Source organism: Bradyrhizobium ottawaense, from assembly GCF_002278135.3.
GTDB classification, from domain to species: Bacteria; Pseudomonadota; Alphaproteobacteria; order Rhizobiales; family Xanthobacteraceae; genus Bradyrhizobium; species Bradyrhizobium ottawaense.
Genome location: NZ_CP029425.2, coordinates 1,501,995 through 1,525,298, shown reverse-complemented (window position 1 = coordinate 1,525,298; position 23,304 = coordinate 1,501,995). Strand labels below are relative to the sequence as shown.

Here is a 23,304-nt window from a genome sequence, read left to right as displayed (position 1 = left end):
CCGCACAACAGTTCCTGCCGTGAACTTCGTGTTAAATCGCTTCTGCCTACAAAGACGCGTGAGTGAGGTGGGGGGAGTATCCAGATGGCTGTTCACCGCAAACGTTTTCGCGTCGAGGATATCGCTGGTGGCGAGATGCCGATTTTGGACGTAACTGAAGAGGCAATCCCGATGCATAGCGAGATCATGGCCGAGCTACGTGCGATCCGTGCACAGATGGCGAAAGGCACCGCGCCCTTGCCCTTGTCCGGCAGCGCAGCCATGGCGGCGATCGACGCCTCCACCGCCCACGAGCTCTCCGAGGCTCGGACCATGCTCGAGACCTATCGGGCCCAGATCGAGCAGTGCGAAAAGCTGAAGGTCGAGCTCGACCTCATCCATGACGCCATCGACCGCACCAAGCGCGAAATCGCGACACTGCACGGCAAGAGCTTTGACGGCGGCGAAATGGCCAAGGTCAATGGCGAGCTCGGCGCGGTGGTCGGCGGCACCGAGCAGGCGACCCAGCAGATCCTCGAGGCCGCGGAGTCGATCGACCAGGCCGCCAGCGCAATGTCCAAGGTGGACTCGATCGACCAGCAGAAGCGGCTCGCCGACGACATCCAGGAACGCGTCATCTCGATCTTCGAGGCCTGCAACTTCCAGGACCTGACCGGCCAGCGCATCAGCAAGGTGATGGGCACGATGAAGTTCATCGAACAGCACATCAATGCGATGATGGAGATCTGGGGCGGCGTCGACGCGATCAAGTCCCACGTCGTGCCGCAGGTCGACAATCGCAGCGAGGACGACAAGCTTCTCAACGGCCCCAAGCTCGCCGGCGACGTCGGCCACGCCTCGCAGGACGACATCGACGCGCTGTTCGACTGAGCGGACGCGGCATAGCGAAAAACAAAACGCCGGCGAGAGCCGGCGTTTTTGATTTTGGCCCAGCCCGTCATTCCGGGGCGGCTCGACAGAGCCGGACCCGGAATCCGGAGATTTAAGGCAGGAAGCTCACCACATCGAGATTCTCAGGTGCGCGAGTGCGCACCATAGTTCGCGCTTCGCGCGCCCCGGAATGACGGAAGACGAACATCACGCCCGCGGCGCGCAGCGGACGTAGACCATGTTGCCGTAGCGGGTGGCGGCGTCCTTGTCGATGAAGCGGGTGATCAGGACGCGGCCGTCGAAGGAGATGATTTCGCGGTCCTGCTCGCCGGGAGTCGGACCCGCCGGTCCGATGTAGTTCTTGCCGCTCGGCGAGCCCTTCAGCCGCAGCTCCTGGGGCGTTGCCTGGTCGGCCAGATGCATGATCACGCCGCCGGAGGAGCCGGCGGTGATCACATAAGGGTTCTTGCACTGGGCCCGGGCGGCGGCCTCGGTGCGGGCGCGGTCGGCCGGGTTCTGGAACGAGGCGAGGCCCCAGCGGCCGACGATCTCGTCGCCGCGAATGGTCGCAGGCATTTCGGGCGCGACGCCCGGCTCGGCTTCGGGCGGCGGCGAGGACGACGAGAAGGACGGCAGGCTCATGCCGCCGCCGCAGGCGCCCAGCAGCAGCGCCAGACAAGAGGCGGCGGCCAGATTGGCAACCGTGCGCGCGTGAGCTGAACTGATCATGGCATTCCCCCGAACAAGACCATGGCCGCACCCCTCCTGCAGCCAAGCGCAAAACCGCTGCCGGAGCAATGACGTCCTTTAATACGTCGGCGCCCCGAACAAGTTTCCAGTGCCACCATCCTATATCCGCCTCACCAATCGCTTAACCACCTTTGCTTGACAGGATCGCGGCCAAGCCATATTTCCGGGCCCACTATTAGCACTCGGAAAGCCCGATTGCTAAGCACGCCGTTCGATCCTCGGGATAGGGGGATGGACGGAAGCGCCGCCCCACCCACTTCCACTACTTCCGAAGCGAGCCTCCAAAGGGAAACGTCATGGCTAAATCCAAATTTCGTCCGCTGCATGACCGTGTCGTGGTCAAACGTATCGACGCCGAGGAAAAGACCAAGGGCGGCATCATCATTCCGGACAGCGCCAAGGAAAAGCCCTCCCAGGGAGAGGTCGTCGCCGTCGGCCCCGGCGGCCGTGACGAGACCGGCAAGCTGACCCCGATCGACCTCAAGGTCGGCGACCGCGTGCTGTTCGGCAAATGGTCGGGCACCGAGGTCAAGATCGACAACGAAGAGCTCCTGATCATGAAGGAGTCGGACATCATGGGCGTACTGGCCTAAGGCCATCCGCCTGAACAGCCGCTGAATGTCATGCCCGGATCCAGGCGGTCCGGGCATCCATCATTCCGCCGGGTTCGGTCCACGAATCCCGGAATTGATGCGACGGGCGTGCGGCAGACACATCACCAAACACGAGGGATTGCTAAAATGGCTGCCAAAGACGTCAAGTTTTCCGGAGACGCGCGCGATCGCATGCTGCGCGGCGTCGACGTTCTCGCCAACGCCGTCAAGGTGACGCTCGGCCCGAAGGGCCGCAACGTCGTCATCGAGAAGAGCTTCGGCGCACCCCGCATCACCAAGGACGGCGTCACCGTCGCCAAGGAGATCGAGCTCGAGGACAAGTTCGAGAACATGGGCGCCCAGATGGTGCGTGAGGTCGCCTCCAAGACCAACGACCTCGCCGGCGACGGCACCACCACCGCCACCGTGCTGGCCCAGGCCATCGTGCGCGAAGGCGCCAAGGCGGTTGCCGCCGGCATGAACCCCATGGACCTCAAGCGCGGCATCGACATCGCGGTCGCTTCCGTCATCAAGGACATCGAGAAGCGGGCCAAGCCCGTCGCCGCCTCCTCCGAGGTCGCCCAGGTCGGCACCATCTCGGCCAACGGCGATGCCGCCATCGGCAAGATGATCGCCCAGGCGATGCAGAAGGTCGGCAACGAAGGCGTCATCACCGTCGAAGAGAACAAGTCGCTCGACACCGAAGTCGACATCGTCGAGGGCATGAAGTTCGACCGCGGCTATCTCAGCCCCTACTTCGTCACCAACCCCGAGAAGATGACCGCCGAGCTCGAGGATGCCTACATCCTCCTGCACGAGAAGAAGCTTTCGGGCCTGCAGGCCATGCTTCCGGTGCTGGAAGCCGTGGTGCAGTCGGGCAAGCCGCTCGTCATCATCGCCGAAGACGTCGAGGGCGAGGCGCTGGCCACCCTGGTCGTCAACCGCCTCCGCGGCGGCCTCAAGGTCGCCGCCGTCAAGGCGCCGGGCTTCGGCGATCGCCGCAAGGCCATGCTCGAGGACCTCGCCATCCTCACCGGTGGCCAGCTCATTTCCGAAGACCTCGGCATGAAGCTCGAGAACGTCACGGTGAAGATGCTGGGCCGCGCCGGCAAGGTCGTGATCGACAAGGAGAACACCACGATCGTCAAGGGCGCCGGCAAGAAGCCGGACATCGAGGCCCGTGTCGGCCAGATCAAGGCCCAGATCGAGGAGACCACCTCGGACTACGACCGTGAGAAGCTCCAGGAGCGTCTCGCCAAGCTGGCCGGCGGCGTCGCCGTGATCCGCGTCGGCGGTGCCACCGAGATCGAGGTCAAGGAGAAGAAGGACCGCGTCGAGGACGCTCTCAACGCCACCCGCGCCGCGGTGCAGGAAGGCATCGTCCCCGGCGGCGGCGTCACGCTGCTGCGCGCCAAGAAGGCGGTCGGCCGTCTCACCAACGCCAATGCCGACGTCCAGGCCGGCATCAACATCGTGCTGAAGGCGCTCGAGGCTCCGATCCGCCAGATCTCGGAAAACGCCGGCGTGGAAGGCTCGATCGTGGTCGGCAAGATCCTGGAGAACAAGTCCGAGACCTTCGGCTTCGACGCCCAGACCGAGGACTATGTCGACATGATCGAGAAAGGCATCATCGATCCCGCCAAGGTGGTGCGCACCGCGCTCCAGGACGCCTCCTCCGTGGCCGGCCTGCTGGTCACCACCGAGGCCATGGTCGCCGAAACGCCGAAGAAGGAAGCCTCGCCCGCGATGCCCGGCGGCGGCGGCATGGGCGGCTTCTAAGCCTCCGTTCCGTTACAATGTTGCGAAGGCCGCCTCCGGGCGGCCTTCTTTTTTGCCGACCCTGCCCCTCCGCTTTCCGATTCAACCGACGGCCAAAACCCACTACGGTGACGCGCCGATTCGAATTGTTTGGGCATGATCCTCTCGGAAAACCGCTTCACACTTTCCGGATCATGCCCGTTGCGCGAGGATTTCATCGATGCGTGCGCTTCTGGTTTGTTCGACAGCCCTTTTGGCTCTGCTTGCAGCTTCTCCGCATTCCGCATCCGCCCAGATGAAGCTGTCGCCGAAGGCCACGACGCCCGGTGGCCCCGAGACACGCTATTTCACCTCGATCGACGGGCTGATGGACGGCAATGCCGACGTGATCCTGAAGGAGACGCGCCAGGGCAAGACGGTGACGGCGGCCGTGCTCGACGTCTGCTATCCCGTCGCAAAGAATTCCGACCGCAAGGACCGCTTCGTCGTCAATCTCCAGGTCGCGGGCCAGACCCTGACCGGCACCGCGCAGAGCATCAGCGAGAAGGCGCCCGTCAGCGTCAAGCTGCTGCGCAAGCAGAGCGGCGACACCTTCGAATTCCGCGGCCAGATCAGCATTGGCCAGGTCGTGACCGAGGTGACCTCGCCCGACAATTCCGATCTCAGCGAGAAGGAATTTCAGGACAACCAGACCTCCGACGACGGCATCACGCCGCAGCCGAAGGATTTCACCGACGTCTCGCCGGAGGCGATCGCGGTCAAGGTCAAGCTCGACGCTGCAACCGACTTCCTGAAGAGCCTGAAGGGCCAGGCGGTCGAGGTGACGCTGGCGAGCCTCACGGTCGGCTGCGATGCGCTGCGCGCAGGCGAGCAGACCATCAACATGTCGGTCGATCCCGAGCGCGCCGGCGCGCTGCTGGCGAAATTCAAGGCGACGCCGGGCGTCACCTCCGCGGGCTGGACCGCGGGCATGACCGAGATGGACCGCACCATCCGCTTCGCCGCAGCCGACTGGCGCGAGGGCGACAAGATCAGCAAGGACAAGCTCGCGGCCGCCGTCTCGAACGTTTTGAGCCGGACGCTCGCGGCAAAGCCGGTCTCGCAAAGCTTCAACCCCGCCACGGGCAAGCTCAAGCTGGTCTTCAAGCGGCCGAACCCGGATTTCCCCGCGCTCGATCTCACCGACACGATCGAGGTCGCAGGGCTCGTCTCGCCCGACAAGCCGGGCGCGACCGACAAGCTCATGCTGTGGATCGGCAGCCCCGCGACGACGACCGCCGACGAGAGCAGCGGCGCCAAGCTCAATCTCTCCGACGACACGTCGGTCGACGAGGAAGGCGAGCAGCCCGACGACAACGGTTCGGTCGAGGCGCTTGCCAAGGAGCTCAAGGGCCAGCGCTGGGATGCCGACAAGTCGGTGTGGAAGTAGGCTTTCGTGCCCCGGACGCTGCGCAGCACGTCAGTGATGCGCAGCAGAGCCGGGGCCCAGAGGCCACACACGAATTTGCCGATAGAAAATCTGGGTCCCGGCTCTGCGGCGCATCGCTTGCGCGACGCGCCTTGTCCGGGACACGAGAGCGGAGCTAATTCCCCGTCGTCCTGAAACGCAGCGGCTTGGGGCCGATCAGCGTCAGCACGTCGCCCTGACGCTTCCAGGTCTCGACGCTGCTCAGTGCTGCGACCAGATCGTCGTCGGCCTGCGCCCTTGCCGGCGGGCAGGAGCGATCCTGGATCTGACCGGGGACGAAGATCACGGTGTTGCCGGCGACCGAGAACTGGCCCTTGCCGCCCTTGCACCAGAGCTCGAGCACGACCTCGCCATGGTCGCCGATCTCGATGTTCGGAATTCGCTTCGAGCCTGCTTGCGGCAGCGCTTCCAGCGTCATCTCGGTGCCGAACGGGAAACCGTCCTCGGCACGCGCGACAATGGACATCGCGAGCATTGCAACCGCAGCACACACCAATCGCTTGAGCGAAACCATGAGACCTCTCGTCCGACCTGATTTGCCGCACCTTCTATAAGACGGCGGCGCCAATGAGAAGGTTCGCTCAACCTGGAGCGCGATGAGATTTGATTGGGCGCAAAAATCCCCGCGGGGCGGAACCTCGCGGGGATTTGCGTTCGAGCCGGAGTTGGCCTGCTACTTCAGGACCATTGCCGTGAACGGCCAGACATAGGCCTGCAACGTCACGAGCACGCCGACGAGACAGGCCAGCACGATCGAGTGCCAGAACACGAAGCGCAGGATCGTGCCCTCGTGCCCGTACCAGTTGGTGGCAGTGGAGGCGACCACGATCGACTGCGCGTCGATCATCTTGCCCATCACGCCGCCGGACGAGTTCGCCGCGGCCATCAGGACCGGCGACAGGCCGAGCTGCTCGGAGGTGATCTTCTGCAGGTTGCCGAACAGCACGTTGGAGGCGGTGTCCGATCCCGTCAGCGCCACGCCCAACCAGCCGAGCAGCGTGCCGAAGAAGGGATAGAGCACGCCGGTTGCGGCGAAGGCGAGGCCGAGCGTCGCGTCGACGCCGGAGAGCCGCGTCAAGGTGCCGATCGCCAGCATCGCCGAGATCGTAATCAGCGAGATCGCACAGAGCCGGATGGTACGGCCGTACTCGGTCACGAGCTTGCCGGGACCAACGCCCATCAGGACACCGGAGATGATCGCCGCGATCAGCATGCCCGTGCCGGTGAAGGACAGGTAGGTGAAGCCGAACACGGCGCTCTCTTTCGTCGGCCCTGGCGCGACCGGCGGCATCTTGTTGATCATCTGGTGCAGCTCGGGCACGGGATAGTTCCAGACGAAGATCGAATTCGCCCAGGCCTTGAACGCCCCGTTACCCCAGATCAGCATCACGATGCAGACGATGATCCACGGCAGCAGCGCGCCGAACAGTTCGCTCTGCGTCAGCGGCGTCTTGTCGAGCGGTTTGGCCGCCGCCATGGTGGCTGCCGATTCATCGCGGCCGCGCAGCGCCGGCGACAGCCAGAGCTGCCTGGGCTGCCAGACTTTGAGGAACAGGATCAGCGCGCCCATCGAGATCAGCGACGCGCCGATGTCGACGATCCAGGGGTTGATGAAGTTCGAGATCACGAATTGCGGAATCGCGAACGACACGCCGGTGACCAGGATTGCCGGCCAGACATCCTTCATGCCCTTCCAGCCCGCGAACGCCCACACCACCCAGAACGGCACGATCAGCGAGAAGACCGGCAATTGCCGGCCGACCATCGCGCCGAGGATGTAGGGATCGAGCCCGGTGACCGAGGCAAGGCCCTGGATCGGCGTGCCCAGCGCGCCATAGGCGACCGGCGCGGTGTTGGCGATCAGCGACAGGCCGGACGCCGCGAGCGGCGAGAAGCCGAGGCCGATCAGCACGGCGCCGGTGATGGCGACCGGCGTGCCGAAGCCCGAGGCGCCCTCGAAGAACGCGCCGAAAGAGAAGGCGATCAGCAGCAATTGCAGCCGCCGGTCCTCGGTGACGCCGCCGATGGCGCGCTTGAGCAATTCGAAGCGTCCCGTGCTCACCGTCACCTGGTAGAGGAAGATGACATTGAGCACGATCCAGCCGATCGGGAAAAAGCCGGTCACGATGCCCAGCACCGAGGCACGGATCGACATGTTCGCCGGCATGGTGAAGACGAAGATCGTGATCAAATTGGCCACGATCACGGCGATGACCGCCGCGATATGCGCCTGGACGCGGCCGCTCGCGATCAGGACCAGCAGCGTGACGACGGGCACCGCCGCCGCAATCGTCGACAGCACCGGACTGTGCAGCGGATCATAGACTTGATTCCACATGGTCTTCCTCCCCCACGCATGTTTGCGGCAGACGGCCCGCGTGGAGAGCCGATCCTGCTTGACGCTGGAAGCGATAACCCCCGAGCTGGACGCGAATTCCTCGCGAATGCGGCGGTTCCCGTCCCGCTCACAAACTCGCGAAATCCCAGAGCACCCCACCCCGCGCCGTCGAGCCCCATGCTAGGGTTGCAAGCTGCGACAAGCCAACGCAAATTGCAGCACTTGCGACTTTAGTCTAAGCGCGCCCATTTCCGCCATTGCCTCAAGCCTCTGGCTCCGGGCCGTTGTGCACATCCCCCTAGGAGATTCTGCTCTGTGAAGAACCTCAGCGCCACGCTCGCGATCGTCTGGCGAATCGCCGTCCCCTATTTCCGGTCGGAGGACAAGTGGGCCGGCCGCGGCCTGCTCGCCGTCGTCGTCGCGATGGAGCTGGTGCTGGTCGCGATCAACGTGCTGCTCAATCAGTGGCAGAACCGGTTCTACAGCGCCCTGCAGGCCTACGATCTGCCCGAATTCGTCAAGGAGGTCTGGATCTTCCTTGGGCTTGCCTTCACCTTCGTCGCTTTGGCCGTCTACAAGCTCTACCTGAACCAGTGGCTCCAGATCCGCTGGCGGCAATGGCTGACGCAACACTATCTCGGCGAATGGCTCGAGGGCGCCACCCATTACCGCATGCAGCTCAGGGGCGATGCCGCCGACAATCCGGACCAGCGTATCACCGAGGACGTCAAGAATTTCGTCGAGCAAACGCTGACCATCGGCCTAGGCCTTTTGTCGTCGATCGTGACGCTCGCCTCGTTCGTCGTCATCCTCTGGGGCCTGTCCTACAAGGCACCCTTGTACATTTACGGCACCGATATCCTCGTGCCCGGTTTTCTGGTCTGGTGCGCACTGGCCTACGCGATCGTCGGTACCGCGCTGACCCATTGGATCGGCGCCCCGCTCATCAATCTCAATTTCGAGCAGCAGCGCTTTGAGGCCGACTTCCGCTTCAACCTGATCCGCGTGCGCGAAAATTCTGAGCAGATCGCCCTTCTGAAAGGCGAGAACGCGGAGCGAGGGCATCTCCTGCGGCGCTTCGGCTTCGTCATCGGCAATTGGTACGAGATCATGGGACGGACCAAGCGCCTGACCGCCTTCACGGCAAGCTACGGTCAGGCGGCGACGCTCTTTCCCTATGTGGTGGTGGCGCCTGCCTACTTCGCCAAGCGCATCCAGCTCGGCGACATGATGCAGACCGGCTCGGCGTTCGGCAGCGTGCAGGATGCGCTGTCGTTCTTCGTCACCGCCTATCGCTCGCTCGCAGAGTGGCGCGCGGTGATCGCCCGCCTCGATGGCTTCGAGATGTCGGTCAGCTCCGCCGCCCACGGCGCGGCGCTCGAACCGACCATCGACATCGCACCATCGAACGGCAAGGCAATCGCGCTCGAGCAATTGCTCGTCAAACTGCCGAACGGCGCGCCTCTGGTCGCAGCCGATGCCTTCACGATCCAGCCCTCGGAGCGGGTGCTGGTGACCGGCCCGTCGGGCTCCGGCAAGTCGACACTGTTCCGGGCCATTGCCGGCGTCTGGCCGTTCGGCACCGGCACGATCGCCATTCCCGAGACGGCGAAGCTGATGATGCTGCCGCAGCGGCCGTATTTCCCGATCGGCGCGCTTGGCGACGCCGTCATCTACCCGACCGAGCACGGCTCGGTCCCGCCCGAGAAGATCCGCGATGCCTTGATTGCCGTCGGCCTGCCGCGACTGGCGGACCGGCTCGACGAGCACGGCCACTGGAACCGGACATTGTCGCTCGGCGAACAGCAACGCCTTGGGCTTGCTCGTGCGCTGCTACACATGCCGGACTATCTCTTCCTCGACGAAGCGACCGCCTCGCTGGACGAGCCGTCCGAGGACCGGCTCTATCGGCTGCTGACGGAGAAGCTGCCGCAGGCCACCATCGTCTCGATCGGCCATCGCTCGACGCTCGACGCCTTCCACACCCGGAAGGTGGCATTGGTGGAGGACGGCGAGATCCACGTCCTCGGTAAAGCCGTCGAGCCGGCCCGGGCGGAGCCGACCGCGGCGCGCTGAGAGGCCGGCCGGCGTCTCGGACGACCAAGGCTGGGCACCCGCACCCCATAAAGCAAAAGGGCGGCAGATTGCTCTGCCGCCCTCGTAAATGGTCTCGGGAAGAAACTTACTTCAGGTTGGTCATCGCCGTCAGGTCGAACGAGAGCTTGGCGATGCCGGCCGCGCCGCACCAGTTGGAGCCGACGCCGGTGGGATTGATGTTGCTGAAGCTGCCGTTGGCGGTCGCCGTATAGTCGCTGGTGAACGCGTTGCAGTTCGCCTTCGACAGGTCGGTGTCGGAGTAACGCAGGTCGAGCGTGAAGACCTTGTAGGTGAAGCCGACGCCGATATTCCAGGTGTTGTAGTCGGCGTACTTGATGCCGTTCGGGAACGGACCGGCGAAGCCCGGCGCGGCGAAGCCCGTGCCGTAGAACGAGTCGGACGTGCCGAGGAACTGGCGGCCGAACTCACCCGACACATACATGCCGACGCCACTGGAGCCGAAAATGGTGCTCGGAGCAGTGTACTTGGCGGTGATCGACACGTAGTCGCCCCACGCACCGGAGTTCAGGAAGCTCGGCGTGTAGTACTCGTTCAGGCCGACGCTCCAGTTGTCGTTGATGGTGTAGTTCACCTTGCCGTAGACTTCGAAGAAGCTGACGTCCTTCTTCATCACGTTGCCGTTGAGCAGGGCGTTCGCGGCGCACTGCGCGCTGAGCGCGTTGCCGGCGGTGTCGATCGGCGCGCCGTAATAGCAGGTCCCACCCGGATACAGGTAACCCCAGACGCCGATGTCGAAGGCGAACGCACCGAAGGTCGGGCGGATACCGCCGTAGACGTCGATCTCGGCTGCGGCGCGGTTCGGGAAGGAGATGCTCTCACCGGCCACGCCGACATAGAGCTGGAGGTCCTTGGTGACGTTGTAGCGCGGCTCGAAATAGGCCGAGACCGACGGCTTGTGGTTCGACTGGGTGATACCGCGGAAGATGTAGTCGCTCATGACCGCACCGCCGAAGGCGATATCCCAGGGATCGAAGGCGGGCGGCGGCGGGGCCTTCAATGCCTTCACGCGCAAGTCTGCCGCGAAAGCCGAACCCGTCGTCACCATTGCCAGCGCCGTTGCCAACAAAGCCACTTTTTTCATTTCGATCCCCATCGCGAGTTCTTACCCAGTCGGATCCCGGAGGCCCCCCGGGGCAAACGACCTGTCTGCAAAATTGCGTTACTGCGACAATCTGGATTGAGGGATGGGGACCGTGAAGCAAAAATCACGGGCATCTGCCGACTTTTTGGGCGTTTTGACGATTCCAGGAAAGGTTGTCAGCCTGTGTGTCTTCTCGATCACATTATTTGCATTCCAAAGGGCACGGCAGGACCCGTGCAAGTACGGGGAAGGCGGCTAGCGTGGCATCCGGGCGACGAATCAAACAGGCGCCGTGAACGGAAGACTTCCGGAGGCCCTGCGGCGATGCAAAAAGGCCGCAGCGTCACCGCAGCGGCCTTCCCTGTTGTTGGCGATCGCGGTCGCTGGATGGGACCTAGCCTTGTCCCTCGGCCGGTGCCGCTTCCGCAGAAGACGAAGGCATCGCCCAGCTCGTCTCGGCGGCCGGCTCGGGAGCCGGAGCTGGCGACGGCGCTGACGGCTTCGGCGCGGGAGCTGCCTTCGCCTTCTTCGGTGCCGCTTTCTTCGCGGCCTTCTTCGGTGCAGCCGGCTTGGCTGCTTTCTTGGCTGCCTTCTTCACAGCCTTGGCGGCCTTCTTTGGAGCGGCCTTCTTCGAAGCTTTCTTGCCAGCTTTCTTGGCAGCTTTCTTCGTGGATTTTTTGGCAGACTTCTTCGCGGACTTCTTGGCTGCCTTCTTCGCGGATTTCTTCGCCGCTACAGCCTTCTTCGCCTTTTTGGCCTTCTTGCTTTTTTTCTTCTTCGCTTTCGCCATCGTGGTCCTCCTGTTGTCGACGAACAATGGTCGATCGGGCGTCGTTCTACCGTCGCCTCCGGAGGAAAGCTCAGGCTTGAAAGCTCAAACTTGCGCGTTCAATGCCGGCCGCGACCCGCCCGTAGCCCAATCGAGAAGCTCAATCGTGTGTACGACCGGAACTGACGTGCCACTGGCAATCTGCACCATGCAGCCGATATTGCCCGCGGCAATCATGTCCGGCTTGACGCTCGCGATGTTGGCGACCTTGCGATCGCGCAACCGGCCCGCAAGCTCGGGCTGGAGAATGTTGTAGGTCCCCGCCGAACCGCAACACAAATGGCTCTCCGGTACATCTTTCACCACGAATCCATTCTTGGAAAGCAATTCTTTCGGAAGGCCTGTGATTTTCTGCCCATGCTGCAACGAACACGCCGAGTGATAGGCGACGACGATGTTGTCCTGTCGCGCAGTCGGCTCGAGTGCGAGGCCGGCGATGTATTCGGTGATGTCCTTGGCGAGCGCGGACACCTTCGCCGCATCGGCGGCGAACGCAGCATCCTCGCGCAGCAGATAGCCGTAGTCCTTGATCACTGTGCCGCAGCCGGACGCCGTCACCAGGATGGCGTCGAGCCCCTCGCCGGCCGCTTCCTTCCGCCACGCCGCGACGTTGGCTCGCGCCCGCGCCAATGCATCCTGATCGTTGCCGAGGTGATGGGTCAGCGCGCCGCAGCACTGTTCGTCCCGGACCAGGACAACCTCGACGCCATGGCGGGTGAGAAGACTGATGGCCGCCTGGTTGATGCGCGGCGCCAGGACCTGCTGGGCGCAGCCCTGGAGCAGCGCGACCCGGCCGCGCTTCTTGCCGAGCGCCGCGAACACACTGCCGGCGGCGGGGCCCGGCGGCGGCAGCCGGTGCGGGGCCAGCGCTAGCATCGCCTTGATGCGCTGGATCAGGCCGGGCGTCGCCGAGGGCCGCGGCGTCGGCAGGAAAACGGCAAGCGGACGGGCCACCCGCGCCAGCACCATGCTCATGCGAAAGCGCTGCGGGTCCGGCAGGACGAAGGCCAGCACCTGGCGCAGCAGCCGCTCAGCCAGAGGCCGCTCATAACGCTGCTCGATCCTGACCCGGGCCTGGTCGACGAGATGCATGTAGTTCACCCCCGAGGGGCAGGTCGTCATGCAGGCCAGGCACGACAGGCAGCGGTCGACATGCTTGACCACTTCCGCCGTCGGCGCCTGGTCCTTCTCCAGCATCTCCTTGATCAGATAGATGCGGCCACGCGGGCTATCGAGCTCGTCGCCGAGCAGCACATAGGTCGGACAGGTTGCGGTGCAGAAGCCGCAATGGACGCAGGCACGCAGGATCTTGTCGGCTTCCGCGATGTCGGGATCGGCAAGCTGGGCGAGTGAGAATTCGGTCTTCATGCCACAGCGCCTCGGCTCAAGCGGCCCCGGTTGAGAACGGCCTTTGGATCGAAACTGGCGCGCACCCGCTCGCTCAGGGCGGCAATGCCCGGCGCCTGCGGATGAAAGACGTCGACATCGCGCCTGACATCCTCGGCCGCCCGGATCAGCGTTGCGTGACCGCCGACGGCGTTGGCACGCATCCGCACCGCGGGAGCATGCGCGTCGCCCTTCGGCGGCAATGCCGCCCAGATCAGCCCGCCACCCCAATCATAGATCACGTCGCCGCCCGTCTCCCGCGCCAATTGCGTGCCGAGCGCAGCGCCTGAGGCCGGCGGGCAGACGATCCGCCAGACCGGCCAGGCGCCGAGCGCGCCGCTGGCCGCGAACGGCAGCACGTCGCGGATGGTGGCCCACAGCGCGGCCGACGCCGCGTCCTCGATCAGAGTCGCGGTTCCGAACGGCGCCAGCAATTCGCGCAGCGAGCCAGCGCGATGGGCGGCCGAGGCCGTGATACCCTCGAGCCGCAGCACGGTCAGGGCCTCGCCTTGGCCTGCGAGATCGCCAAGCCCGTCGGTCTTGGCCCGGAACGCCGATTTCGGCAGGTGCGCCGCACCGGAGACGTCGAAGGGCGAGCCGAGCGCCGCGGTCATCGCCTTGTTGGCGGCGGCATCGTCGAGGCCGCTTAGCAGCAGCGTCCGCTCGGCCTCGGGCTTGGGCATCACCTTCAGCGTAACCTCAGTCATGACAGACAGCGTGCCCCAGGACCCCGCGAGCAACTTGCAGAGGTCGTAGCCGGTGACGTTCTTCACCACTTTGCCGCCGGTCTTGAAGCTGTCCCCGAAGCCCGAGACGGCGTGCGCCCCGAGCAAATGGTCGCGCGCCCCGCCCGCCCTGATCCGCCGCGGACCGGCGAGCCCGGCCGCGATCATGCCGCCGATGGTCCCCGATACGGGCGTGCCGAGCAGCGGCGCGGTATTCATCGGCTCGAACGCGAATTGCTGGTTCTTGGCGTCGATCAGCGACAGCACGTCGCCCAGCGGCGCACCGGCCTGGAGCGTGATGATAAGCTCGTTCGGCTCGTAGGAAGTGACGGCGTTCAGCGCGGAGAGGTCGAGCACGGCGTTGGTCGCCATGGCATGGCCGATGCCGCGCTTAGAGCCATGACCGATGATCTCGAGCGGCTGCTCATTGGCAATCGCCGCGCGCACCACTTCTTCGACGTCTTTGGCGTCTCTGACCTTAAGCGTATCCACGACTCAGCCGGTATCCAAGTTTAGAACGGAAAGCAAATTTGGCGCGTTGCAGCGAGGCGCAGCGACCGACGCTAGAACCGCGGCAAATCAGGAAACGCCAGCTTGCCGGCATGCACATGCATGCGGCCGAGCTCGGCGCAGCGGTGCAGGGTCGGAAATACCTTTCCGGGATTGAGCAGGCCTTGCGAATCGAAGGCGCATTTCAGCCGTTGCTGCTGGTTGAGGTCGATCTCGCTGAACATGTCGGGCATCAGGTCGCGCTTCTCGATGCCGACGCCGTGCTCGCCGGTGAGCACGCCGCCGAACTCGACGCAGGCGCGCAGGATATCGGCGCCGAAGGCTTCGGCGCGCTCGATCTCGCCGGGCTTGTTGGCATCGTAGAGGATCAGTGGGTGCAGATTGCCGTCACCGGCGTGGAACACGTTGGCGCAGCCGAGCTGGTATTTTTCGCCGAGCTCGCGGATGCGCGCCAGCGCCTTCGGCAGCGCGCCGCGGGGAATTGTGCCGTCCATGCAGAGATAGTCGGGCGAGATGCGCCCCACCGCCGGGAACGCGGCCTTGCGGCCGGCCCAGAACAGATTGCGCTCGGCTTCCGAATTGGAGATCTGCAGCGTTACCGAGCCGCAGCCTCGTGCAATGGTCTCGACCCGCGTGATCAGCTCGTCGACCTCGATCTTGGGGCCGTCGAGCTCGATGATGAGCAGCGCTTCGACATCGAGCGGATAGCCGGCATGGACGAAGGCCTCGGCGGCGTGGATCGCCGGCTTGTCCATCATCTCCATGCCGCCGGGGATGATGCCGGCGCCGATGATCCGCGCCACGCATTCGCCGGCGGCCTCGACCTCGGCGAAGCCGACCATCAAGGCGCGCGCCGTCTCCGGCTTCTGCAGGATGCGCACCGTGACCTCGGTGATGACGCCGAGCAGCCCTTCCGAGCCGGTGATGACGCCCATCAAATCGTAGCCCGGGTTCTCGCACCCCTTGCCGCCGATGCGCAGGATCTCGCCGCTCATCAGCACGATCTCGCAACCGAGCACGTTGTTGGTGGTCATGCCGTATTTGAGGCAGTGCACGCCGCCGGAATTCTCCGCGACATTGCCGCCGATCGAGCAGGCGATCTGCGAGGACGGGTCGGGCGCGTAATAGAAGCCGGCATGGGCGACCGCCTGGCTGATGGCGAGGTTGGTGACGCCGGGCTCGGTGACGACGACGCGATTGTCGAAATCGATCTCGCGGATGCGCTTGAACTTGCCGAGCCCCAGCAGCACGCCGTCTTCGAGCGGCAGCGCCCCGCCTGATAGCGATGTGCCGGAGCCGCGCGGCACCACCTTGATACCTTGCCCTGCACAATATTTCAGGATCAGCGAGACCTGCTCGGTCGTATCGGGCAGCACCACGACCATCGGCGGCTGCCGATAGGCCGTCAGCCCGTCGGATTCATAGGCCCGCATCTCGGCAGGCGTATCGATCACGCCCTCGCCGGGCACGATCGCGCGCAATGCAGCAACGATCTCGGCGCGGCGCGCGAGCACCGCCTGGTCGCTCGCAGGCATCATGATGGCCATATCAAATCCTTCATGGCATATCTTTCCGGCTCACGCCGCACGATCAATTTGTCTCGGCAAATCAATCACGTCCGCGGGTGTTTGGGTAGGCCATCCGAAAGTCGGATCGGCCATCTTTCGCCAGTTCGCTCTGGGACAAGTCGGAAATCATGAAACCTGTCATGGTTTGGTGGCTTGTCCAAGCCGAGCAGGCCTGCCAAAACCGGCAGGTCGGGCGATTGCCGATCCGGCGAGAGACTGACCAGGCCAGACCCACCAGGGAAGAGACGAAGAGCATCCGATGACAAAACTGACTTTTGGCGCACTGACGATCCTCACCATGATTGCCACCGCACCCGCCGCGATGGCGCAGGATGTCGCGGCCGGCAAGACATCGTTTAACAAATGCCTGGCCTGCCACGCGATCGGCGAAGGCGCCAAGAACAAGGTCGGCCCCGAGCTCAACGGTCTCAACGGCCGCAAGTCGGGCACGGTCGAGGGCTACAGCTACTCGGACGCGAACAAGAATTCCGGCATCACCTGGGACGAGGCCGTGTTCAAGGAATACATCAAGGACCCCAAGGCCAAGATCCCCGGCACCAAGATGGCGTTCGCCGGCATCAAGAACGAGACCGAGATCAACAATCTCTGGGCCTATGTCGCGCAGTTCGACAAGGACGGGAAGATCAAGCAGTAAGCACGGATCCGTCGACAGCTTCGGCTTCGGTTCTGACCGGGTCAGAACCGAAGCTGCGGCTTTTTGTTTGATGCGTTTTCTTCACGGCGTCGTTGCAAGCGCCGCGACTTGTCCGCCGAAGCCTCGGCGAAGGCGGAAGCAATCCAGAATCCCTCCTCGGAAAGACTCTGGATTGCTTCGTCGCAAGAGCCCCTCAATGACGAGTATGAGGCGGCATCGCGATGCTCCAATGCACATCCCAGCTGCAGTGCCGTAGGGTGGGCAAAGGCGCACAGCGCCGTGCCCACCAATTCAATTGCGGTGCGAGGATGGTGGGCACGCTTCCGCTTTGCTCACCCTACGAGATCGAGATTGCGGCACACAGCTCAAGTCGCGGACATGCCTTCTCGTCCTCGCGGCGGATTTCGCCCGAGCTTTGCTTGATCTCGCCACCCTCATAGCCAAGAGGGCGCAGGGAAGGCCGGGTGCCGGCTCGCACCCGCGGTCCGCTGCGCGAAAAGCGCACGCAGGAAGAACCGCACAGCAGCATACAGGTGGTGCCGATCACTCGGCCTTCCCTGCGCGGTGGTCGGACGGCTTATGCCGTGCTCTCCCGGGAGCCGAGTTCCCTCTGGCCTCCCTCGCCCCGCGAATTGGATGATGCAGTCCGCCCGGTTGGGCTCGCTCGCACCTTCGCAAGACTTGACCGTAGCAACGACGGCCAGGACCACACGGTTTTGCCGTACGCGTTCAGCGTCGCTCGTCCGCACGCGGTTTCGGGCTCACAGGGACGACCCGCCCTGCCCGCTACCATCTCGTGCCGACGCTGCCGCGTCCACCGCAACCCGGCTCGCGAAACGTGACGACGCGCGATCGCCCCTCAAGGTCAAGCCGGGATGAGCGACACATACGCCGAAACCGAATTTCGGTAAAGTGGAATATTTTTAGCGGAGCGGATTGACAGGGGCCGACACAGGCCCGGTCCCGTAGGGTGGGCAAAGGCGCGCTCTTGCGCGACGTGCCCACGAATCCTCCCCAGTCACACGCAGATCGTGGGCACGGCGCAAGTGCGCCTTGCCCACCCTACGAGAGCTCTACGGGAGCAGCCACTTCGCTCGAAGACGCCCTAATCGGCGGCCGCCTGCGCCGGGGCGATTTTCCCGATCATCGTTTCGATTTCCGTCTTCACGAGCTCCGGCACGGCGTTCTGCACCATGTGGCCGAGATCGGGCAGCACGATCAGCTTCGCATTCGGCACCATGGCTGCGAACGGGCGCGCGTGAATGTTGGTCTTCACCGTCTTGTCGGGCTCGCCGGCAATGATCGTGACTGGCGCCGATATCTCGCCATAGCGCGCGGCTTGCGCAGTCACCGCCTCCTTCAGCGTCACCAGATCATAGGCATTGGCGATGAACTCGCGCGGGCGCAGCAGCAGCGGCGTCGCGGAGTCCTGCACGAATCCATCCGGCATCATTTGCGGCAGGAACACGTTGCGCGCGCCGGCCTCAGCGACGAAATAGCCGAGCGGCAGGGTGATCGTGTAGGCGAGCAGCGGACCGATCACCGGCGTTGCGATGAACTCATTGTAACGGCCGACACCGCCGCGCCAGGGATGGGTGACGGGGGCGAGCATGACCAGGCCGGCGACGCGGCCGGGATGATCGAGCGCAATCCGCGCGCCGAGCGCGCCGCTCCAGGAATGCACGACGAAGATCGCGCGATCGATCCCGAGCTTGCCAAGCGCCTCGTCGATCATCCGGGCCTGGATCTGCGGCGTGGAATCCTGGCGCCGCGCGCGCGTGCTCCAGCCATGGCCGGGACGGTCGACCAGGATGACGCGATGATCTTTGGCGAGCAGGTCCCCGAGCGGGCGCCGCATCGCTTCGAGATTGGAGCTGGCGCCGTGCAGCATCACGATCGGCAGGCCTGCATCGCGCGGACCGATATCGACGACGTGAAGCGTCGCGCCGTCGACCTCGACCATCCCGCCCTGCGGCGGAAAGGCGCGCTGCACGGCGACGATTCCAGCCTGCGTGACCAGCGCCAGCAGAACCAGCGCCGTCACGACTGACATCACGATCATGGAGACAATCCGGGTGATCCTGGGCACAGGGCAGTTACGGGCGTTACGGGTGGCGGTTTCGCTCCGCCGGCTTTCCGGATTTACGCCGAAACTGCCGGGGCTGTGGATATGTGCATAATTGAAGAACGTGAAAACTCAATGGAATCAACAACATTCCAGGAGGGCGCGCAAGCCTCGGAACAGCTTCATGCAGCCGTCATCGCGGCTTCCTTATAATCGCCATGGTCGGTTCCGCCATCTAGGCGCGGGTGGGCGCCGATCCTCCTCGCAGGCCCCAGGGCAAACTCAGGGGATGCGGGAAAGACCGGCAGGATTTGTCCTGATTTGAACCGGAGGATTTTCGATGAGCTTCAGATCGAACGACACTGCGATCGACGAGATCGTGGCGAGCTCCAACGGCGATCTGCGCGGTGCCGTGCGGGCGCTGCTGCTGATCAACGAGCACCTGGAATCGGAGCTTGCAAAGGCTTACGCCGCAGCCGCCGATCGCGGCCTGGTCGAGCGCGGCGGCAACGCTCTGCACTAAAGTGCGGTGGACCGCACTTTAGGCTCTCTATCGAGCATGATCTCGTCGGAAAACCGCTGCACACTTTTCGCGAACGCGGCCCTTCGGGTCCGGATCATGCTTGGCACGCAGACTAGTTCGCTTCGTCCTCGTCCTTTTCCTCGTCCGGGGTAAGTGCGGGACAGGCGCGGATCGTCGAACGGGCAAGCTTGGCATCGGCCCTCGACTTGTAGGGACCGTCGCCGAACCAGATATCGCCGATGATGACCGGATTGCTGGTCACGATGTTGCATTTTCCGGTGGCGCGGTTGCCGACCACCCAGAAAAGTCCGTCGGCGAAGCTCACCGTCCCCGACGCGAGCAGCAAGCTACCCGCAAAGATCAAACGCTTCATGGCTTTTGCTCCTGCCATGCAGGTAGGCCCCTGGCGGCGCCGGCAATAGTCCTCACGATGCCGCGCTTCCAATCGTGGTTAATCCACGTAAGGCGCCATCGCTCGGAAGATGATCAAACTATCCGCTATTGCGCGAGCACGATCCTCCCGAACTATTCCGGATCGTGCTCTAGATATCGCGGCCTTCGACCTTCTCGGTCAGCGCCTTGACCTGGTCGGGAATCTTTTCGAGGTGCGGATTGACGGCGAGCGCCTTGCGATAGGCCTCGAGCGCGCGCTTCTCGTCGCCGACCTCCTGCATGATCATGCCGAGGCCCGCGAGCGCGCCGAAATGGCGCGGCTCCCGGATCAGCACCTGCTGGATATCCGCGAGCGAACGGCCATAGTCATTCTGCATGTAGTAGAGCGTGGCGCGCCGGTTCCAGGCCTCGATGTAGTCGGGCCTCAGCTTGATGACCGAATCCAGCAGCTTGATCGCGACCTCGATCCTCTTGGCGTCGACCGCGGTCTTGGCGCGGGCCATCAACAGCGCGGCGGTGTCGCTCGGGGTCTGCAGCCAGATTGCCCAGATCCGCGCCTCGACATGCTTGGCGCTGGCCTCGTCGGGCGCCGCCTTCAACGCGCCGAACAGGAATTCGAGATTCTTGTTGCGATCGACCTTGGGCAGCTTGGCCGGCGCTTCCGGGAGCTTCTTCTGCTTGCCGGGTGGATCAACCTGCTGTGCCAGGGCCGGAGCAAGGCCGGAGGTTCCCAGCACAAGGGCCAGACACAAGGTGCGCGCGAAGAGGAATCTCACTGCCATGGTCGAAGTCTAAACGCGCAAAGCCGCCCTTGCAAAGCAAAGGCGGCGTCAAACTCGTGTGAGACCGTGGTCTTGCGGGGCGCGCGCGGGCGTCCGGCAGGGCAATATCAGCCCTGACGAGCCTTGAAGCGGCGCTGCACCTTGTTGATCACATAGACCCGGCCCTTGCGGCGGACCAGGCGGTTGGCGCGATGGCGACCGCGCAGCGATTTCAGCGAGTTACGGACCTTCATGGCGGAATCCTGAACGTTCGAAAGGCCGTGTTCGGCACTACCGTTTCGGCACGCGCGAATGTGGCAAAATGAGATTTTTCCCGCCGGCGGACGACCGCCCGGGACGGGGCGGTTCTTAAGGCATGGCGGGAGGTGATGTCAATGTTAACTGCCCGGTTCCGAACCGGCAAATTCGCGAAAACAACCCCATGCACAGTCGAAGCGGCCGAATCGGCCCGATTCATCGCTTGGGGAATCAGACCTTTCGACGACGCCCTTGTCGACGACGCCTTGCCAAATTCGTTATATGATATAACCAATTCGGCAACCCGTCGGGAGGAAACCCATGCCGAAGCTGAAGCTGCCCAACATCGACGATGTCGTCGCCATCGACATCCACACCCACGCCGAGGAGCCCTGCGGCTGCCACCCCGACGACGGCTATGACGATTTCCAGGCGCAGATGGCGGAATACTTCAAGTCGCCGAACAAGCATCCGCCGACGGTGCCGGAGACCGCGGCCTATTACCGCTCCAAGAACATCGCCGCGGTGATCTTCCCGGTTGATGCCGAGCGCGAGACCGGCTTCCGCCGCTACAACAATTACGAGATGATCGAGGCCGCTTCGGACCATCTCGACGTCCTCATCCCCTTCGTCTCGATCGACCCGCACAAGGGCAAGCTCGGCGCGCGCGAGGCGCGCAAGCTGATCGAGGAATACGGGGTGCGCGGCTTCAAATTCCACCCGACCATGCAGGGCTTCTACGCCAACGACCGCATGGCCTATCCGCTCTACGAAGAGATCAACAATGGCGGCGCGGTCGCGCTGTTCCACACCGGCCAGACCGGCGTCGGCTCGGGCATGCCCGGCGGCATGGGGATGCGGCTGAAATATTCCAACCCGATGTACATGGACGACGTCGCGGCTGATTTCCCCGACCTCAAGATCATCCTCGCCCACCCCTCCTTCCCCTGGCAGGAAGAGGCGCTGTCGGTCGCGACCCACAAGCCGAACGTCTATATCGACCTCTCCGGCTGGTCGCCGAAGTACTTCCCGCCGATCCTGGTGCGCTACATCAACTCGATTCTGCAGGACAAGATGCTGTTCGGCTCGGACTGGCCGGTCATCACGCCCGACCGCTGGCTGTCGGACTTCGCCAAGATCGAGATCCGCGACGAGATCCGGCCGAAGGTGCTCAAGGCCAACGCGCGAAAACTGCTGGGGATCTGAAGCGCTTCTCGTCAGCGCCGCGCATGAGGGCTTCGGGTAACCGAAGCCCTCATGCTCAAATCTCTCAGATCTGAGCGAGGCCTCCGTCGACGAACACTTCGCTGCCGGTCATGAAGCTGCTGTCCGACGAAGCCAGGAACGCGGCGACCGCGCCCGTCTCCGACGGGGCTGCCACGCGACCGAGCGGCGTCGTGCTTCCAAGCGCGTCGAAGGCTTCCTCTCCGACGATCTCCAGTGCCAGCTCCGTCTTGGTCGGCCCCGGCGACAGCACATTGACGCGGATGCCGGTGCCGCGCAGATCCTGCGCCCAACTCCGCGCCAGATTGCGAACCGCGGCCTTGGTCGCGCTGTAGATGCTGAACTGCGGCGTCCCCATCACGCCCGTGCTCGAACCGGTCAGGATGATCGACGATCCCTTCGTCATCAGGGGCAGGGCCTTCTGCACCGTGAAAACCAGTCCCTTCACATTGACGTCGAAGATGTGATCGTAATGCTCGACCGTGATCTCGCCGAGCGGGGCGAATAGTCCGGTGCCGGCATTGGCGAACAGAATGTCGAGCCCGCCGCGTTCTTTCTTCACCGTCTCATAGAGCCGGTCGAGGTCGGCCAGATCCGTCACCGAGCCCCTGACGGCGCGCGCCGAGGATCCGAGCTTCGCCACGGCGGCGTCGAGTTGCTCCTGCCGCCGCCCGAAGATGTAGACGAACGCGCCTTCGTCGATGAACCGTTTCGCCGCTCCAAATCCGATGCCGGTGCCGCCGCCGGTCACCACTGCCGTCTTGCCTTGTAGTCTGCTCATGATGTGCTCCTTCACTGAGGTTGCACTGAGCTGGCGGCATACCCACCTATCGACAAGTATGCACCTTTTGGTAAGTACCCAAAAAAATGTCAGACACGACTTTCCCGCCTGCGCAGTCTCCAACACCGGTCCAGAGCTGCACGCCGACTCTGCCCGGCTTCACCTGCGGCTTAGATGCAACCTTGCGGGTCGTCGCCGGCAAGTGGAAGCCGCTGATCCTGTACTTCGTCGCCCAGGACGGCCCGACCCGCTACGGCGAGCTCCGCCGCGCCATCCGCGACGTCAGCGACAAGGTACTGATCCAGCAGTTGAAGGAGCTGGAGGCTGACGGTCTCGTGAAGCGGACCGACTACAGGGAAGTGCCCCCGCGGGTCGACTACAGCCTCACTCCCTTGGGTCACAGCCTGGCCCAGGCTCTCGTGCCGCTCTGCACGTGGGGCACCGAGCACATGGCGGAGGTCAGCCAGGTCTTCGCCGAGCGCGCGACCTGGACGCGGCGAGGACGTCAGCCGACTGGCTAGCTTGAATGGTTGCATCGAACGCCATGCAACCTCTACCTCTGCGTCTGCTTCCTCTTAAAACGGTTGTTCAGACAGTTGGCTGGCGAACAATATTTGCGGTGTTTTGCAAAAGCCGAACCGTCCATGGCG

At 64.0% G+C, this 23,304-nt stretch carries 23 protein-coding genes; 9 read left to right on the top strand and 14 right to left on the bottom strand.

What is annotated here, in order from left to right; translation table 11 throughout:
* Positions 1-84 precede the first annotated feature (84 nt).
* On the top strand, positions 85-870 hold the full coding sequence (locus CIT37_RS07225; RefSeq protein ID WP_028140097.1) for a protein phosphatase CheZ: 786 nt from the start codon (positions 85-87) through the stop codon (positions 868-870).
* 207 nt (positions 871-1,077) lie between these two features.
* On the opposite strand, the gene CIT37_RS07220 is transcribed toward CIT37_RS07225, so the two are convergent.
* Positions 1,078-1,599: a hypothetical protein gene (locus CIT37_RS07220; protein WP_028140096.1), complete on the bottom strand. Its 522-nt coding sequence runs from the start codon at positions 1,597-1,599 to the stop codon at positions 1,078-1,080.
* Between the two features lie 317 nt (positions 1,600-1,916).
* Here CIT37_RS07220 and CIT37_RS07215 point away from each other — a divergent pair, with 317 nt between their 5' ends.
* From CIT37_RS07215 to CIT37_RS07205, 3 genes are all read left to right on the top strand, one after another.
* Positions 1,917-2,213 carry a co-chaperone GroES gene (locus CIT37_RS07215; RefSeq protein ID WP_018321905.1) on the top strand — a complete coding sequence of 99 codons (297 nt, stop codon included), beginning with the start codon at positions 1,917-1,919 and terminating at the stop codon, positions 2,211-2,213.
* Between the two features lie 147 nt (positions 2,214-2,360).
* Positions 2,361-3,992, top strand: coding sequence for a chaperonin GroEL (gene groL, locus CIT37_RS07210; RefSeq protein WP_038974643.1), 1,632 nt, complete (start codon positions 2,361-2,363; stop codon positions 3,990-3,992).
* A 199-nt stretch (positions 3,993-4,191) separates the two neighbouring features.
* Complete coding sequence (locus tag CIT37_RS07205; RefSeq protein ID WP_095424787.1) at positions 4,192-5,400, top strand: hypothetical protein; 1,209 nt, start codon at positions 4,192-4,194, stop codon at positions 5,398-5,400.
* A 154-nt stretch (positions 5,401-5,554) separates the two neighbouring features.
* Here the strand turns inward: CIT37_RS07205 and CIT37_RS07200 are convergent, their stop codons facing one another.
* Positions 5,555-5,953, bottom strand: a complete 399-nt coding sequence (locus CIT37_RS07200) for an META domain-containing protein (protein ID WP_038971171.1) — start codon at positions 5,951-5,953, stop codon at positions 5,555-5,557.
* A 159-nt stretch (positions 5,954-6,112) separates the two neighbouring features.
* Positions 6,113-7,777, bottom strand: coding sequence for an L-lactate permease (locus CIT37_RS07195; protein ID WP_028140090.1), 1,665 nt, complete (start codon positions 7,775-7,777; stop codon positions 6,113-6,115).
* A 315-nt stretch (positions 7,778-8,092) separates the two neighbouring features.
* On the opposite strand from CIT37_RS07195, the gene CIT37_RS07190 reads away from it, so the two are divergent.
* Positions 8,093-9,853, top strand: a complete 1,761-nt coding sequence (locus CIT37_RS07190) for an ABC transporter ATP-binding protein/permease (RefSeq protein ID WP_095424786.1) — start codon at positions 8,093-8,095, stop codon at positions 9,851-9,853.
* Positions 9,854-9,959: 106 nt separating this feature from the next.
* Here the strand turns inward: CIT37_RS07190 and CIT37_RS07185 are convergent, their stop codons facing one another.
* From CIT37_RS07185 to CIT37_RS07165, 5 genes are all read right to left on the bottom strand, one after another.
* Positions 9,960-10,976 carry a TorF family putative porin gene (locus tag CIT37_RS07185; RefSeq protein WP_038947510.1) on the bottom strand — a complete coding sequence of 339 codons (1,017 nt, stop codon included), beginning with the start codon at positions 10,974-10,976 and terminating at the stop codon, positions 9,960-9,962.
* A gap of 394 nt (positions 10,977-11,370) precedes the next feature.
* Positions 11,371-11,766 carry a hypothetical protein gene (locus CIT37_RS07180; protein ID WP_038947511.1) on the bottom strand — a complete coding sequence of 132 codons (396 nt, stop codon included), beginning with the start codon at positions 11,764-11,766 and terminating at the stop codon, positions 11,371-11,373.
* Between the two features lie 84 nt (positions 11,767-11,850).
* A complete protein-coding gene (glcF, locus tag CIT37_RS07175) occupies positions 11,851-13,173 on the bottom strand; it encodes a glycolate oxidase subunit GlcF (protein ID WP_095424785.1) in 1,323 nt (440 codons plus the stop codon).
* The gene (locus CIT37_RS07170; RefSeq protein ID WP_095424784.1) at positions 13,170-14,408 is read right to left on the bottom strand and encodes an FAD-binding protein; all 1,239 of its coding nucleotides are present in this window, start codon (positions 14,406-14,408) and stop codon (positions 13,170-13,172) included. The genes glcF and CIT37_RS07170 overlap by 4 nt, the downstream gene beginning before the upstream one ends.
* 71 nt (positions 14,409-14,479) lie before the next feature.
* On the bottom strand, positions 14,480-15,973 hold the full coding sequence (locus CIT37_RS07165) for an FAD-linked oxidase C-terminal domain-containing protein (RefSeq protein ID WP_028140084.1): 1,494 nt from the start codon (positions 15,971-15,973) through the stop codon (positions 14,480-14,482).
* Between the two features lie 280 nt (positions 15,974-16,253).
* Between CIT37_RS07165 and cycA the strand changes: the two genes are divergently transcribed.
* A complete protein-coding gene (gene cycA / locus CIT37_RS07160) occupies positions 16,254-16,649 on the top strand; it encodes a cytochrome c-550 CycA (RefSeq protein ID WP_095424783.1) in 396 nt (131 codons plus the stop codon).
* Between the two features lie 337 nt (positions 16,650-16,986).
* Here the strand turns inward: cycA and CIT37_RS07155 are convergent, their stop codons facing one another.
* Together CIT37_RS07155 and CIT37_RS07150 are read right to left on the bottom strand one after the other, a co-directional pair.
* The gene (locus CIT37_RS07155) at positions 16,987-17,196 is read right to left on the bottom strand and encodes a hypothetical protein (RefSeq protein ID WP_161966343.1); all 210 of its coding nucleotides are present in this window, start codon (positions 17,194-17,196) and stop codon (positions 16,987-16,989) included.
* A gap of 558 nt (positions 17,197-17,754) precedes the next feature.
* Entirely contained in the window at positions 17,755-18,711 is a 957-nt protein-coding gene (locus CIT37_RS07150; protein WP_038947515.1) for an alpha/beta fold hydrolase, read from the bottom strand.
* 343 nt (positions 18,712-19,054) lie between these two features.
* Here CIT37_RS07150 and CIT37_RS07145 point away from each other — a divergent pair, with 343 nt between their 5' ends.
* Positions 19,055-19,237 carry a hypothetical protein gene (locus tag CIT37_RS07145; protein ID WP_095424781.1) on the top strand — a complete coding sequence of 61 codons (183 nt, stop codon included), beginning with the start codon at positions 19,055-19,057 and terminating at the stop codon, positions 19,235-19,237.
* Positions 19,238-19,349: 112 nt separating this feature from the next.
* Here the strand turns inward: CIT37_RS07145 and CIT37_RS07140 are convergent, their stop codons facing one another.
* The 3 genes from CIT37_RS07140 to ykgO all read right to left on the bottom strand — a co-directional run bounded on the left by CIT37_RS07140 (position 19,350) and on the right by ykgO (position 20,645).
* Positions 19,350-19,610: a hypothetical protein gene (locus CIT37_RS07140; RefSeq protein WP_038972835.1), complete on the bottom strand. Its 261-nt coding sequence runs from the start codon at positions 19,608-19,610 to the stop codon at positions 19,350-19,352.
* Between the two features lie 169 nt (positions 19,611-19,779).
* The gene (locus CIT37_RS07135) at positions 19,780-20,412 is read right to left on the bottom strand and encodes a tetratricopeptide repeat protein (protein ID WP_095424780.1); all 633 of its coding nucleotides are present in this window, start codon (positions 20,410-20,412) and stop codon (positions 19,780-19,782) included.
* Positions 20,413-20,519: 107 nt separating this feature from the next.
* Positions 20,520-20,645, bottom strand: coding sequence for a type B 50S ribosomal protein L36 (gene ykgO / locus CIT37_RS07130; RefSeq protein ID WP_006611362.1), 126 nt, complete (start codon positions 20,643-20,645; stop codon positions 20,520-20,522).
* A 325-nt stretch (positions 20,646-20,970) separates the two neighbouring features.
* Between ykgO and CIT37_RS07125 the strand changes: the two genes are divergently transcribed.
* On the top strand, positions 20,971-21,855 hold the full coding sequence (locus CIT37_RS07125; protein ID WP_018321552.1) for a 4-hydroxyphenyl-beta-ketoacyl-CoA hydrolase: 885 nt from the start codon (positions 20,971-20,973) through the stop codon (positions 21,853-21,855).
* A gap of 64 nt (positions 21,856-21,919) precedes the next feature.
* Here CIT37_RS07125 and CIT37_RS07120 read toward each other — a convergent pair whose 3' ends face one another.
* Positions 21,920-22,654: an SDR family NAD(P)-dependent oxidoreductase gene (locus CIT37_RS07120; RefSeq protein WP_028140078.1), complete on the bottom strand. Its 735-nt coding sequence runs from the start codon at positions 22,652-22,654 to the stop codon at positions 21,920-21,922.
* A gap of 149 nt (positions 22,655-22,803) precedes the next feature.
* Between CIT37_RS07120 and CIT37_RS07115 the strand changes: the two genes are divergently transcribed.
* Positions 22,804-23,175 (top strand): winged helix-turn-helix transcriptional regulator, encoded by a 372-nt coding sequence (locus tag CIT37_RS07115; protein ID WP_028140077.1) that lies wholly within the window; start codon positions 22,804-22,806, stop codon positions 23,173-23,175.
* Positions 23,176-23,304: the final 129 nt, after the last annotated feature.